The following is a 12513-nucleotide window of genomic DNA, read 5'->3' as shown; positions in this document are numbered from 1 at the left end:
CTGCAGAGGCGGGACGGGAGGACGGGGATATGACGGGTCGGCTGGCGGGCAAGGTCGCCCTGGTGACGGGCGGGGCCTCGGGGCTGGGCGCCGAGAGCGCGCGGCGGATGGCGCGCGAGGGCGCGGCGGTGGTGCTGACCGACCTACAGGCCGACGCCGGCCAGGCGGTTGCCGACGAAATCCTGGCGGCGGGCGGGCGCGCGGCCTTCCTTCCCCATGAGGTGACCGACGAGGCCCGGTGGATCGAGGTCGTGGCCTGGACCGTGGAGCGGTTCGGCCGGATCGACGTGCTGGTGAATTCGGCCGGGGTCGGCAGCGGCGGCCAGCCGATCCTGGAAGCCACCCTGGAGGGCTGGCGGCGGATCACGGCGATCAACCTGGACGGCACGTTCCTGGGCGTGCGCCACGTGGCGCCGTTGATGGCGGCGGCGGGCGGCGGTTCGATCATCAACCTCTCGTCGATCCTGGGGAAGGTGGGCCTGCCGGGGGCGACGGCCTACTGCGCCTCGAAGGGCGGGGTGCTGATGCTGACCAAGGCCGCGGCGGTGGAGCTGGCGCCGCTGGGCGTGCGGGTGAACTCGGTGCATCCGGGTTTCATCGAGACGCCGATGGTGCAGAACGTCTTCCGTGAGGCCGACAACGGAAACGAGCGGCGGGACCTGATCATCTCGAGCCATCCCCTGGGGCGGCTGGGCGTTCCGCGCGAGATCGCCGACGCGATCGTGTTCCTGGCCTCGGACGAGTCGAGCTTCATGACCGGGTCCGAGGTGGTGGTGGACGGCGGCTATACGGCGGTGTGAGGGCGACCGGAGGTATCTGGCGATGATCAAGCTGGTCTATGTGATCGCGAGGCGGCCCGAACTGTCGCGCCAGGCTTTCGCGGAATACTGGCTGGACCGGCACGGCCCGCTGGTGGCGAACCACGCCGGGGCGCTGCGCATGCGGAAATACGTCCAGAGCCACCTGTTCGAGCATCCATCGAACGAGGGGATGCGCGCGGCGCGGGGCATGCGGCCGGCGACCGACGGGATCACCGAGGTCTGGTGGGACTCGCTGGAGGCCTTCCGGGCCGCCTACGCGACGCCCGACGGCGCTGCGGCGGGCGCCGAACTGGCGGCCGACGAGGCGCGGTTCATCGATCCCGCCGGCTCGACCGTGTTCCTGACGCAGGAGCACGAGATCTTCGACCGGACCGACGGAGCCGGACCGGGACCCGACGCGCTGAAGGTCACCTATCTGCTCGCGCGGCGGAACGACCTGACCCAGGCGGCGTGCCACGAGACCTGGCTGAAGGACCACGGGCCGCTGGTGCGGAGCTTCGCCGAGCCGCTGCACATGGCGAAGTACGTGCAGAGCCACACGATCGCGCCGGAACTCAACGCCGGATTCCGGGCGGCGCGGGGTTTCGAGCCGCCGCTGGACGGGATCACCGAGGTGTGGATGAACACGCTGGCCGACCTGGAGGCGGGCGGCGCCACCGAAGCGGGCCGTCGGGGCGGCGCGGCCCTGGTCGAGGACGAGCGCCGGTTCGTGCAGATGGACGCCTCGCGCTGCTTCCTCACGCGCGAACACGTGATCTTCGACTCTACGCGCTGAGCCTCAGCGGCGGCGGAAGCGGCCCAGGGCCAGAGGGGCGAGGGCGGCCAGCACGCCGCCCGCGTTCGCGGCGATGTCCTTCCACTGGAAGGTCCCCGAGACCAGGCCGAAGACCTGGGCGACCTCGAAGCCGCTGGCCAGCGCCAGGAAGAAGCCGCCGATCCACCAGGGGCTGACCCTGGGCAGCGAGACGATCGTGAACAGGGTGAGCAGATAGCCGTAGGCGACGTGCTCGACCACGTCGGGCGGCGGGACATTGGCGGCGGCGTTGTGCCGGGGGTTGATCGCCCCGGCGAAGGCGACGGCGAACACGGCGAGCAGGGCGGCGCGGCCGGCCCAGACGATCACGGACGACATGCCGCGGTGATAGGCGATCCGCCGGAAGGTGGGAACCGGCCGGGAGGGAACTGGACCGCGACGGCAGGCGGCCGCCGCGCTATGGGCGAGGGGATGGAGCATCCCCTGGATCGGCCGGTGTGGTCGGCGCTGACCGGGCCGCAGGCGGGCGTGGCCGTGCGGGCGGGCGCGGCCGTGCGCTATCACCCGGACGTCGGGCTGTTCGCCGCGACGGCGGATGCGGGCGCCGACTCGATGGCCGACCTGGCGGGGCTGGTGCGCGCACATGGAGAGACGGCGCTGGTGGAGAGCCGGGCGGTGGCCGCGCCGCCGGGGTTGGCGGTCGTCTCCGAGGCGGCCTGCCTGCAGATGGTGGCGGCGGAGACGGAGGCGGGCGGCGGGCCGGTCCGCGCGGACATCGCGACGCTCTCGCCGACCGACTGGCCCGAGATGGCGGCGCTGGCGCAGGCGACGCGGCCGGGCCCGTTCTTCGCGCGCACGCCCGGCCTGGGCCGGTTCCTGGGGGTGAGGATCGACGGGCGGCTGGCGGCGATGGCGGGGGAACGGATGCGGATTCCAGGCTTCACCGAGGTGAGCGGGGTCTGCACCCTGCCGCCGTTCCGGGGCCAGGGTCTGGCGGCGGACCTGATCCGGGCGGTGATGGCGGCGATGCGCGCGCGGGGCGAGACGCCGATGCTGCACACCTACGCCAGCAACACGGGCGCGAACCGGCTGTACGAGGCGCTGGGTTTCCGCGTGCGGCGGGAACTGGTGATGACGACGCTGTCCGCGCCTCAGCCCGGCGCGGAGTTGGTTCGGGGCGGAGGCTAGTTCGGCGGCGGCGGCTGCCTGCGCGGGGCGCTGGAGATGGCGGCTCCCGCGGCGGCGGCGATGACGGCGGCGACGCCCGCGAGCTGGGGCGGGCCCAGCACCTCGGACAGCAGGAGCAGGCCGAAGAGCGCCCCCCAGGCCGGCTCCAGGCTGGTCAGGACCGCGAAGGTGCGGGCCGGCATGCGCGGCAGGGCGTACATCTCCAGCGTGAACGGGATGGCCGTGGAGACCAGCGCCACGAGGGCCGCCAGGGGCAGGAGTTCGGGCCGCAGCAGAGCCGCGCCGGCGTGGGCGGCCCCGACGGGCGTCACGATGACGGCGGCGATGGCCAGGGCGATGGCGGGCGTGGCGGCGCCGTAGGCTGCGCTGGCGGCGCGGCCCCACACGATGTAGGCGGCCCAGCAGGCGGCCGCGGCCAGAGCCCAGGCGACACCCAGGAGATCCAGGCCCGCGCCGTCCGCCGCGCCCGCTCCGACCAGCCCCCAGACCCCCGCCGCGGCCAGGGCGGTCCAGACGAGATCGAGGGCGCGGCGCGAACCCGCGACGGCCACGGCGAGCGGCCCCAGGAACTGGAGCGCGATGGCGACGCCCTGGGGTACGCGCCCGATGGCCAGGTAGAAGAAGAGCGTGGCGCCCGCCGTGGCCGCGCCCAGGACGAGGATCGGCGCGCGCGGCGCGTCCCGCGGCCAACGCCGCCACGGCCTGACGATCGCGGCCAGCATGAGGGCGCCCAGCAGGACACGGAGCGCCACCGTCCCCTGGGGTCCCAGCGCCGGGAAGAGGCCCTTGGCCAGCGCCGCGCCGGCCTGGAACGCCGCGGTCGCGGCGACGACGGCCGCCACCGGCAGGACGAGCGCGCGCGCGGGGGGCTTTTCCGGGCTCACACGCGTCTCCGGCCGCCGGGGAATCGACAGGCCGACCATGACGCCGGCGAGTCGTCGCGGGAAGAGGGCGGTCGTGGCGTTTCGGGCGCCGGCGGCCTAAGCTGCCCGGATGGCGGTCGCGTTCACCCGGGAAGAGGACTACGAGGCGCGGGCGGCGGACCTGCCGGACCGGCCGGTTTCGCCGCATCCGAACCTGGTGACGGCCGAGGGCCTGGCGGCGATCGAGGCCGAGCTGACGGCGGCGCAGGCGGCCTATGCCCAGGCCCAGGCGGATGGCGGGATCAGCGCCGACCGGACCGCCATCGCGCGGGCGACACGCGACCTGCGCTACTGGTCGCAGCGGCGGGCCAGCGCCCAGCTCACCGCGCCCGAGCCGGAGCCCGGCCGCGTGCAGTTCGGCGTGACCGTCGAGATCGAGCGCGAGGACGGACGGCGACAGAGCTTCCGCATCGTGGGCGAGGACGAGGCCGACCCCGCCCGCGGCAGCGTCTCGTACGTCTCGCCGCTGGCGCGCGCGGTCCTGGGGCGGCGCGTGGGCGACGCGGTCACCGTGAACGGCGCCGAGGTGGAGATCGTCGGCGTGACCTGAGGCCGCCGCCGGACGTGACCAAGCGTCCGGACGTGACTAAGGCTGCGCCCCGGGCGCGCCCGGCTTGGCGGCCGCCGCCTTGGCCTTCTCTTCCTCTTCCACGCGGGCGCCGGCCAGGATGCCGGGCAGGGCGTAGTTGCCCTCGTGACAGGCGTATTCGTAGATCTCGCCGTCCATCGGGGAGAACTCGTACTCGCCGCCCCAGGGCTTGTCCCAGAGGTCGGGGTCTTCCACCGTGAAGGCGTAGTGCAGGCGGTCCTTGCCGACGCGGGTGAAGCGTTCGATGACCTTGAGCTTCTCCCACGAGCCCATGAAGTGCTGGGCCTGGGGCAGGTTGACGGTCTCGACCACCAGGGTGTCGCCCTCCCAGCGGCCGATCGAGTCGCCCATGTAGGCGCGGACCCCGTCGGTGCGGTGCTGGCCGCCCAGGCGGACGATCCGCAGGTCGTGGTTCATCTCGACCTCGATGACCACGGAGTCGGCCGTCTGAACGATGCGGTAGTTGTTGTTGTAGAAGCCGTTCGGGAACATCGGCGGTCCGGCGTTGCGGCCGAACGACATGATGCAGCGCTCGCCCAGGGACCGCGCCTCGTAGCTGTCGAAGGCCTCGCCGCCGAAGCGCGGCGGCGCCGGCGCGCCCGCCTTGCGGGCCGGGGGCATGCCGTTGGGCGTGGTGATGAGCGAGGTGCGCGGCTCGCCGTTCACGCGCATGACCCGGCTGCCCGGATCGAGCCAGCCGCGGTTGTAGCCGCCCACGTCGCCGCCCGCGGCGGCGAATTCGGGTCGGACGTTGGTGGTCTCGGCGCGATGCTCGGCCGGGGCGTCCGGATCGGTGTCCTCGTTGCCTTCCTCGACCTCGCGCTCGGCGTTGGCCTCCATCTCGCGGGCCTGGTCCTCGGTGTAGTTGAGCTGGTCGCGGAACTGGGGCCGGCGCATCAGCGGCGTGAGGGTGGCGTTGGTCCAGGTCCCCGCCAGGTCGGGCTGGCCGAAGGCGTTGCGGGGCGTCTTCCAGGCCGTCGCCTTTGCAGCCTTGGCCGGACGGGCGTCCTGGGCCGGGCGGGCGTCCTGAGCGGGGCGAGGGTCCTGGGCGGCCGCGGAAAGCGGCGCGGCGGCGACGCCGGCGAGAAGCATGGCGCCGAAGGCGGCGATGACGACGCGTTGCACGACAATCTCCCCAATGTCGCCGGCGGCGCCCGTGGCGAGCCGGTCCGTACCGAGTCTACGACCCGTTTCCGCCTGCGGCAACGCAGGAACAGTCGAGGGCGCATCCGGCGGCCGCTGGTACCGCGCCCTTGTTGCGCGGTTGTTTCCGTTTCGAAGGCCCGGCTCGCGCGTTAAGCTCGCCTGAGGCGCCCGCGACGGGCCGCCGAGGCGGGAGCCCCATGACCGAATCCCCAGATGAACAGATATCCCCGGACGAACAGGCCTCCGCGGACGAACAGGCCGGCCCCCGGGACGAGACGCCGATGCAGCGGGCGCTGCGGCTGAAGAAGGCGGCGCAGGTTTCCGGGCGGGGCGGACCGCCGGGCCGGGCGCGCGGCGACGGCGAGCGGGAAGCGGCGGCGCGGTCGCAGTCCAAGTCGAAGCCCTGGATGAAGAAGTGAGGCCCGTGTCCCTTCGTCCCCTTTCCTATGCCGCGCTCGCCGTCGCCGGGCTGGCGGCCCTGGGTGGCTGCACGCGGGCGGCGGGTCCTGCCGATGCGACCGAATCCCAGGCCCAGGAAGCCCAGGCCAGCTCTGTATCGGTCGCCGACGGCTGGCGGGTCTACGTCTGCGCCGACGGACGGATCGTGCGGGCGCTCTATCCCGACACCGAGACCGCGCGGCTGAAGCTGGAGACCGGCGAACAGGCCCTGAAGATCGCCATCTCGGCCAGCGGCGCGCGCTATGTGGGCCAGGGGCTCCAGTGGTGGACCAAGGGCGAGGAGGCCAGCCTGGCGCCGCTGAAGCCCGGCGAGGACATCGCCTCGGCGCCCGGAGTCGCGTGCGTGCCGCCCGCCCAGGCGCCGGTGGAGCCGCCCGCCCCCGGGACCCCGGGCGGGCTGCCCGACGATCGCACCCCCCTGGACGAGCGGCCGGCGGCGCCCGACAGCCCGCAGGCCGCGGCGACGGTCGTGGAGCAGTACTATGCGCTGGTGGAGAGCGGCCGGGGGGCCGAGACCGGCCGGCTGAGGACGGACGGGACGCCCCAGGACCTGTCGGCCTTCGCGCGGCTGAGCGCGCTGGTCGGCGCGCCGGGCCGGCCGGAGGGGGCGGCGGGCTCGACGTTCGTGAAGGTTCCCGTCGTGCTGTACGGCCGCTACGCCACCGGGCCCGAATACCACGCGTCGGGCCACGCCACGCTGCGGCGGGTGAACGACGTGCCGGGCGCGACGGCCGACCAGCTCCGCTGGCGGATCGAGACCATCGAGGTGCGGCCGACGCGGCGCTAGCGCGCCATTCGCGCGGATTGAAGCCGCCTCAGTGGCTGACGACCCATTCGCTGACGTAGGCGTGGGTGGCGCGGGCCAGCTTGGGCGGGCCCGAGAAGTAGAACTCGCTGCCGAACAGGACCTTGCGCTCGCGCCAGGTGAGCTGGCCGGTGTCCTCGGTCTGCAGGACGGACCGCAGCTTGTTGCTCATGCCGGACGGCACGAAGGCGACATAGGTGGCGTCGGGCATGCTCCGCTCCGCTGACTGGCCCCGCCAGTAAAGACTGGCCCCGGAGTCAAAAGAGCGTGAGTCCCAGGCGCCACCAAGCCTCTGTGCGAGGGCAGGACGCCGCAGGCCCGACGATGCCGGCGAATTCAGGCCTTACGCGGCTTGCGACGGGGCGGCGGGCCCTTGGGATCGGGGCCGCGGGGGCGGTGTGGCGGACGGCCGGGCCTGGCGTCCGGGCGCCCGGGACGTGCGCGCTCGGCATGTGCGCGTTGGGGTGCGGCGCCGGGCGGGCTGGAGGGGTTGATGCGCAGCTCGCCGGCGTCCGCGGCGGCGCGCACCGCGTCCTGGAAGCGGGCTTCCACGTCGCCGGCGATCTGGAACTTCGTCTCGTGGTCGAAGATGCGGATCAGGCCGATGTCCTTCTTGGTCACATGGCCCAGGCGGCAGATGAGCGGCACCAGCCACTTGGGGTCGGCGTTCTTGGAGCGTCCGATGGGCAGGCGGAACCAGCTTCCGTCGGCGGACTCGATCTGGGCCTGGCGCTCGGGGCGGAGCGGGCGCGGCTCGCCGCCACGGTCGGGCAGGATGTCCTCGGGTTCGGGCAGGCGTGAGCGATGGAGCCGCACGAGCGCGGCGGCGACGGCCTCGGCGCCCTGGCGCTCGAGCAGGCGGCGGGCAAGCTCGAGGTCCTGGGGCGTGGGGGGCTCGGCGAGGGCGGGATCGTCGAACAGGCGGGCTTCGTCGCGGGCGCGGATCTCCTCGGGCGACGGCGGGGCCGACCATTCGGCCTCGACGCCCGCGACCTGAAGCAGGCGCTCGGCCTGGCGGCGCTTGGGGTGGGGGGCGATGATGACCGAGACGCCCTTGCGCCCGGCCCGGCCGGTGCGGCCGCTGCGGTGGAGGAGGGCGGGCGGCCCGGCCGGCAGGTCGGCGTGGATCACGAGGCCGAGCTCGGGAAGGTCGAGGCCACGGGCGGCGACGTCGGTGGCGATGCAGGCGCGCGCATGGCCGTCGCGCAGGGCCTGGAGGGCGTCGGAGCGCTCCTTCTGCGACAGCTCGCCCGAGAGCTGGACGACGGCGAAGCCGCGCTCGCGCAGGCTGCCGTACAGGTGGCGCACCCGCTCGCGGGTGGCGCAGAAGATCAGGGCGCCGGGACTCTCGTAGTAGCGCAGGATGTTGACGACCGCGTTCTCGACGTCGGTCGGGGCGACGCGGACGGCGCGGTAGGCGATGTCGCCGTGCGGCTCGTCGCGACGGATGGTGTCGATGCGGTGGGCGTCGCGCTGGTAGCGCCGGGCCAGGGCGGCGATCTCGCGCGCGATGGTGGCCGAGAACAGGAAGGTGCGGCGTTCGGCCGGCGCGGAGTCGAGGATCGCCTCCAGGTCCTCGCGGAAGCCCATGTCGAGCATCTCGTCGGCCTCGTCGAGCACCGCGACGCGCAGGGCCGAGGTGTCGAGGTTTCCCCGTTCGAGGTGGTCGCGCAGGCGGCCGGGCGTGCCGACGACGATATGCGCGCCGGCGGCCAGCGCGCGCTGTTCGGCGCGGGGGTCCATGCCGCCCACGCAGGTGGCGATGCGGACGCCGGCGGGGGCGTAGAGCCAGCCCAGCTCGCGCGCGACCTGGAGCGCCAGTTCGCGGGTGGGCGCGATGACGAGGCCCAGGGGCGCGCCGGCGGCGTCGAAGCCGGCGGCCTCGCCCAGCAGCGCGGCGGCGGCGGCGAGACCGAACGCGACGGTCTTTCCCGATCCCGTCTGGGCCGAGACCAGGAGGTCGCGATCGGCGGGGGCCTCGAGGACGGCGGCCTGGACGGGCGTGGGCTCACGGTAGCCCTGCGCCTCGAGGGCGCGGGCCAGCGCGGGGTGCGTGGCGGGAAACGGCATGGGGAAACCTGTGGCCCCGCCGGGAGGCGGCGGGCGAAGCGCGCGTCCTTGGCGCCCCGGCGGCGCCAAGGCAAGCCGTTTCGTCAGTCTGCGTCCTCGGCGCGCAGGCGATAGCCGACGCCGGGCTCGGTGAGGAGGTTGCGGGGGGCGGACGGCTCGACCTCGATCTTCTGCCGGAGCTGGCCGACCAGGACGCGGACGAACTGGGCGTCGACCATCGCGCCCGCGCCCCATACGGCGCTGATGATCTGGCGGTGGGTGACGACGCGTCCCGCATGGCGGGCGAGGGTGCGCAGGAGGTCGTATTCGCGGGGCGTGAGGCGGACCTCCTCGCCCAGGATGCGGACCTGGCGGGCGGCGAAGTCCACTTCGAGGTCGCCGGTGCGCAGGATCGCGCTGGCGGCGAACCGGCGCTCGCGCCCGCGCAGGCTGGCGCGCACGCGGGCCAGGAGCTCGCCGACGCCGACCGGCTTGTTGACGAAGTCGTCGGCGCCCAGGTCGAGGGCGTCGATCTTCTCCTGCTCGAGGTCGCGGGCCGACAGGACGATGATGGGCGTCTCGGACCAGTCGCGGATGCGCCGGATGACCTCCTTGCCGTCCATGTCGGGCAGGCCGAGGTCGAGGATCACGACGTCGCACGGTTCGGCGGCCATCCGGGCGATGGCGCTCTCGCCGGTGGTGGCGGTCTCGACCTCGAAGCCCCCGGCGTTCAGGGCCGGGGTCAGGGCCCGCAGGATCTGCGGTTCGTCGTCCACCAGCAGCAGCCGGCCCGACTGAGGGGGGAGCGCGCGGCCGCTCACGGCGTGGCCGCCGGCAGCCGGAAGGTGACGACCAGCCCGCCCTCGGGCGCGGGCCGGTTGCGGGCCGAGACGCCGCCGCCCATCGCTTCGGCCAGGCCGCGGGCGATGGACAGGCCCAGGCCCACGCCCGGGCGTCCCGCCGCGCCGGCGCCGCGGACGAACTTCTCGAAGATGCGGTCGGTCTCGTCGGACGAAACGCCGGGGCCGCGGTCGGCCACTTCCACCATGACCTCGTCTCCTTCCCGCCAGGCGCTGACGTCCACCGGGGCGTCCGGGGGCGTGTGGCGCAGCGCATTCTCCACCACGTTGCCCAGGGCCTGTTCGAAGAGCACCGGATCGCCCAGCACCTCGGCGAGGTCGGGCGGGACGTGGACGCGCGTGCGGCCGCCCAGCACCCGCGCCCGGCGCCCGACGGTGCGGTCGATGACCTCGGCGGCGCTGAAGGGCGTGGCCTGGACCGCGAGGGCGCCGGATTCCACGCGGCTCATGTGCAGCAGGTTGGCGACGAAGGCGTCCAGACGTTCGGCTTCCTCGCGGATGGTGGCGGCCAGGTCGACGCGGACGCCGGGGTCGAAGCCCTCGCCGAACTGCTCCAGGCTGGACGCCGAGGCCAGGATGGCGGCCAGCGGCGTGCGCAGGTCGTGCGAGATCGACGAGAGGAGCGCGTTGCGCAGGTCCTCGGTCTTGGCGCGGGCCTCGGCTTCGGCGCGGGCGGCGTTCAGCCGGGCGCGGGCGAGGGCGGCGGCGCCGGCGTCGGTGAGAATCTCGAGCAGCGTGCGCTCGTCGGAGTTCAGCGGATGCTCGGCCGTGCTGCGCCAGCCGGCCACGCCCAGCGACTGGCCCCCGGTCCGCAACGTCCGGACCACCCACTCGCCCGCGCCGATGCTCCAGGCCGCATCGCCGGCCTCGCCCTCCAGACGCGCGGCGGCTTCGAGCACGGCCTGCGGCGGGGCCGGCCGGAGGGGCCAGGCGCGGACGTCCTCGCCCGACCCGACGAACGCCTCGCCGCGCGCCGCGATGGCGAGGTGCTGGGCCAGCCGGTCGCGGATCACCGGCTCGTCCGACAGGGCCGAGAACTCGTGGGTGGCGCGGAAGAGCGCGTCGGTGGTCCGCGCCCGGGCCTCGGCGCGGGCGGCCTGGTCGCGGACCCGCCCGGTCAGGTTGCCGGTCAGCATGGCGACCGCCAGGAAGACCCCCAGGGTCACGAAGTCCTCGGACTCGAACGAGAAGATGAACCGGGGTTCGACCAGGTAGAAATTGTAGCTGAGGAAGGCGAGGCCGGCGGCGACGTAGGCCGGCCCCGAGCCCAGGGCGTAGGCCGTCACCAGCACGCCGGCGAGAAACGCCATCGACAGGCGCGGATTCTCGCTGGTGCGGTACATGATCTCGGCCACGCCCGTGGAAGCCGCCACGAAGACCGCGGCCAGCGCATAGCGGGTGAAATTACGTTGCAGGCGGCTCACCAGCGGGTTGGGCGATCGCGGCTCGGGCGGTTGCAGCTCGGGCGATCGCGGGCTCGAAGGTGTCGGCGACGCGCCGCGACCATGGGGACGCCACGACGCGCTCGCCGACGGGTCCGCAAGCTTGGGGGGCGCGGACGGCGTCAGGGTGGCGCCTGGGGCGGAGAGGTCAATTATGGGCGGGTTATGAGCCATGCGGGCGTCATTATAATCTTCTTATGCCTCGGCCTCCTTGCCGGATGGCCGATCTAGGCGGCTCGATCCCAAGCCAGAGCTTGCCCGCCTTGACCCACCTGATCGTCGGCACGCCGTCCCCGGTCTTCGAGGCTGAGAGCCCGGTGAACCCGGCCTTCGCGTTCTCGAGCCTGGGCGGTCGCTATGTGCTGCTGGCGTTCGCGCGCGGACCCGGGGCGGGGCGCGAGGCGATGCACGCGGCGATCCAGGCGAACCGGGCCCTGTTCGACGACGACAGGATCGCGGCGTTCATGGTGCTGGAGGACCGCGCGGACTATGCGGCCCGGCGCGACGAGCGCGGCCTGCACTGGTTCTTCGACGGTGACGGGGCGATCGCGCGGCTGTTCGGCGCGGAAGACCCGCTGTGGGTGCTGATCGATCCCTCCCTGCGGATCCTGGCCTTCGGGGGGGTGGACTGGACGCCCCGGCTGTTCTCGGTCCTGCCCACGCTGCCTGCGCCCGACGAACACGCCGGCGTGGAGCTGATCGCGCCCGTGCTGATCGTGCCGCGGCTGCTGGAGCCGGACCTCTGCCGGCGACTGATCGCCTACTACGAGGCCGACGGCGGCAGGCCCTCGGGCACCATGCGCCAGGTCGACGGCAGGACCGTGGGCGTGCTGAGCGACTTCAAACGCCGGCGCGACGCCCTGATCGAGGACGAGGCCTTGCGGGCGGATATCCGGGCGCGCGTCCGACACCGGCTGATGCCCGAGATCGAAAAGGCGTTCCAGTTCAAGGCCACCCGGATCGAGCGCTACATCGTGGCCTGCTACGACGCCGAGACCGGGGGCTACTTCCGCCCCCACCGCGACAACACCACCACGGGCACCGCGCACCGGCAGTTCGCGGTCTCGATCAACCTCAACGACGACTTCGAGGGCGGCGACCTGCGCTTCCCGGAGTTCGGCTCCCGCACCTACCGCGCGCCGAAGGGCGGGGCGGTGGTGTTCTCCTGCACGCTCCTGCACGAAGCGACCCCCGTCACGCGGGGGACGCGCTACGCCACCCTGCCGTTCCTCTACGACGAGGCCGGCAAGGCCGTCCGCGACGCGAACCTCCACACCCTCGTCGCCCGACCTCCACAGCAACCGGAACCCCAGCCCCAGGAGGCCACCGCTTGAGATCCTTCGCCATCCTCGCCGCCAGTGCGGCGGCCCTGTCGCTGGGCGCCTGCGCGACCAAGCCCAAGCCGGAGGCGCCGGCCCCCATCGAGGCGCCGCCCCCGGCGCCGACCGCCGAGGCGCCGCCGCCTCCGCCGCCCGCG

14 protein-coding genes are annotated in these 12513 nt (G+C 73.8%); 7 read left to right on the top strand and 7 right to left on the bottom strand.

Features of this window, described 5'->3' with window-relative positions; genetic code table 11:
* Positions 1-29: 29 nt before the first annotated feature.
* Both WG212_RS22600 and WG212_RS22595 read left to right on the top strand, forming a co-directional pair.
* Entirely contained in the window at positions 30-800 is a 771-nt protein-coding gene (locus WG212_RS22600) for a glucose 1-dehydrogenase (RefSeq protein WP_337189369.1), read from the top strand.
* Between the two features lie 22 nt (positions 801-822).
* Positions 823-1596 carry an EthD domain-containing protein gene (locus tag WG212_RS22595; protein ID WP_337189368.1) on the top strand — a complete coding sequence of 258 codons (774 nt, stop codon included), beginning with the start codon at positions 823-825 and terminating at the stop codon, positions 1594-1596.
* A 3-nt stretch (positions 1597-1599) separates the two neighbouring features.
* Here WG212_RS22595 and WG212_RS22590 read toward each other — a convergent pair whose 3' ends face one another.
* The gene (locus WG212_RS22590) at positions 1600-2055 is read right to left on the bottom strand and encodes a hypothetical protein (protein WP_337189367.1); all 456 of its coding nucleotides are present in this window, start codon (positions 2053-2055) and stop codon (positions 1600-1602) included.
* Here WG212_RS22590 and WG212_RS22585 point away from each other — a divergent pair.
* Complete coding sequence (locus WG212_RS22585; RefSeq protein WP_337189366.1) at positions 2047-2763, top strand: GNAT family N-acetyltransferase; 717 nt, start codon at positions 2047-2049, stop codon at positions 2761-2763. The genes WG212_RS22590 and WG212_RS22585 overlap by 9 nt on opposite strands.
* On the opposite strand, the gene WG212_RS22580 is transcribed toward WG212_RS22585, so the two are convergent.
* Complete coding sequence (locus WG212_RS22580; protein ID WP_337189365.1) at positions 2760-3647, bottom strand: EamA family transporter; 888 nt, start codon at positions 3645-3647, stop codon at positions 2760-2762. The genes WG212_RS22585 and WG212_RS22580 overlap by 4 nt on opposite strands.
* Before the next feature lie 109 nt (positions 3648-3756).
* Here WG212_RS22580 and greA point away from each other — a divergent pair, with 109 nt between their 5' ends.
* Positions 3757-4236 (top strand): transcription elongation factor GreA, encoded by a 480-nt coding sequence (gene greA, locus WG212_RS22575; RefSeq protein ID WP_337189364.1) that lies wholly within the window; start codon positions 3757-3759, stop codon positions 4234-4236.
* 36 nt (positions 4237-4272) lie between these two features.
* Here the strand turns inward: greA and WG212_RS22570 are convergent, their stop codons facing one another.
* Positions 4273-5400 (bottom strand): hypothetical protein, encoded by a 1128-nt coding sequence (locus WG212_RS22570; RefSeq protein WP_337189363.1) that lies wholly within the window; start codon positions 5398-5400, stop codon positions 4273-4275.
* A 218-nt stretch (positions 5401-5618) separates the two neighbouring features.
* On the opposite strand from WG212_RS22570, the gene WG212_RS22565 reads away from it, so the two are divergent.
* Entirely contained in the window at positions 5619-5840 is a 222-nt protein-coding gene (locus tag WG212_RS22565; RefSeq protein ID WP_337189362.1) for a hypothetical protein, read from the top strand.
* Positions 5841-5845: 5 nt separating this feature from the next.
* Positions 5846-6667: an MliC family protein gene (locus WG212_RS22560; protein ID WP_337189361.1), complete on the top strand. Its 822-nt coding sequence runs from the start codon at positions 5846-5848 to the stop codon at positions 6665-6667.
* Between the two features lie 28 nt (positions 6668-6695).
* Here WG212_RS22560 and WG212_RS22555 read toward each other — a convergent pair whose 3' ends face one another.
* The 4 genes from WG212_RS22555 to WG212_RS22540 form a co-directional block, all read right to left on the bottom strand.
* The gene (locus tag WG212_RS22555) at positions 6696-6896 is read right to left on the bottom strand and encodes a hypothetical protein (RefSeq protein ID WP_337189360.1); all 201 of its coding nucleotides are present in this window, start codon (positions 6894-6896) and stop codon (positions 6696-6698) included.
* A gap of 125 nt (positions 6897-7021) precedes the next feature.
* Entirely contained in the window at positions 7022-8755 is a 1734-nt protein-coding gene (locus WG212_RS22550; RefSeq protein WP_337189359.1) for a DEAD/DEAH box helicase, read from the bottom strand.
* Positions 8756-8838: 83 nt separating this feature from the next.
* Positions 8839-9555: a response regulator transcription factor gene (locus WG212_RS22545; RefSeq protein ID WP_337189358.1), complete on the bottom strand. Its 717-nt coding sequence runs from the start codon at positions 9553-9555 to the stop codon at positions 8839-8841.
* Positions 9552-11018, bottom strand: coding sequence for an ATP-binding protein (locus WG212_RS22540; protein ID WP_337189357.1), 1467 nt, complete (start codon positions 11016-11018; stop codon positions 9552-9554). The genes WG212_RS22545 and WG212_RS22540 overlap by 4 nt, the downstream gene beginning before the upstream one ends.
* Positions 11019-11299: 281 nt before the next feature.
* On the opposite strand from WG212_RS22540, the gene WG212_RS22535 reads away from it, so the two are divergent.
* Entirely contained in the window at positions 11300-12370 is a 1071-nt protein-coding gene (locus tag WG212_RS22535; RefSeq protein WP_337189356.1) for a 2OG-Fe(II) oxygenase, read from the top strand.
* Positions 12371-12513: the final 143 nt, after the last annotated feature.

Source organism: Phenylobacterium sp. (assembly GCF_037189685.1).
GTDB lineage: Bacteria > Pseudomonadota > Alphaproteobacteria > Caulobacterales > Caulobacteraceae > Phenylobacterium.
The sequence above is the reverse complement of the archived record's forward strand: the minus strand, read 5'-3'. Positions and strand labels throughout refer to the sequence as shown.

Bases quoted from the DNA above. Each gene is read 5' to 3' on its own strand.
- WG212_RS22600 (WP_337189369.1), top strand. From the start codon at position 30: ATGACGGGTCGGCTGGCGGGCAAGGTCGCCCTGGTGACGGGCGGGGCC.
- WG212_RS22595 (WP_337189368.1), top strand. From the start codon at position 823: ATGATCAAGCTGGTCTATGTGATCGCGAGGCGGCCCGAACTGTCGCGC.
- WG212_RS22585 (WP_337189366.1), top strand. From the start codon at position 2,047: ATGGAGCATCCCCTGGATCGGCCGGTGTGGTCGGCGCTGACCGGGCCG.
- WG212_RS22590 (WP_337189367.1), bottom strand. From the start codon at position 2,055: ATGCTCCATCCCCTCGCCCATAGCGCGGCGGCCGCCTGCCGTCGCGGT.
- greA (WP_337189364.1), top strand. From the start codon at position 3,757: ATGGCGGTCGCGTTCACCCGGGAAGAGGACTACGAGGCGCGGGCGGCG.
- WG212_RS22565 (WP_337189362.1), top strand. From the start codon at position 5,619: ATGACCGAATCCCCAGATGAACAGATATCCCCGGACGAACAGGCCTCC.
- WG212_RS22555 (WP_337189360.1), bottom strand. From the start codon at position 6,896: ATGCCCGACGCCACCTATGTCGCCTTCGTGCCGTCCGGCATGAGCAAC.
- WG212_RS22550 (WP_337189359.1), bottom strand. From the start codon at position 8,755: ATGCCGTTTCCCGCCACGCACCCCGCGCTGGCCCGCGCCCTCGAGGCG.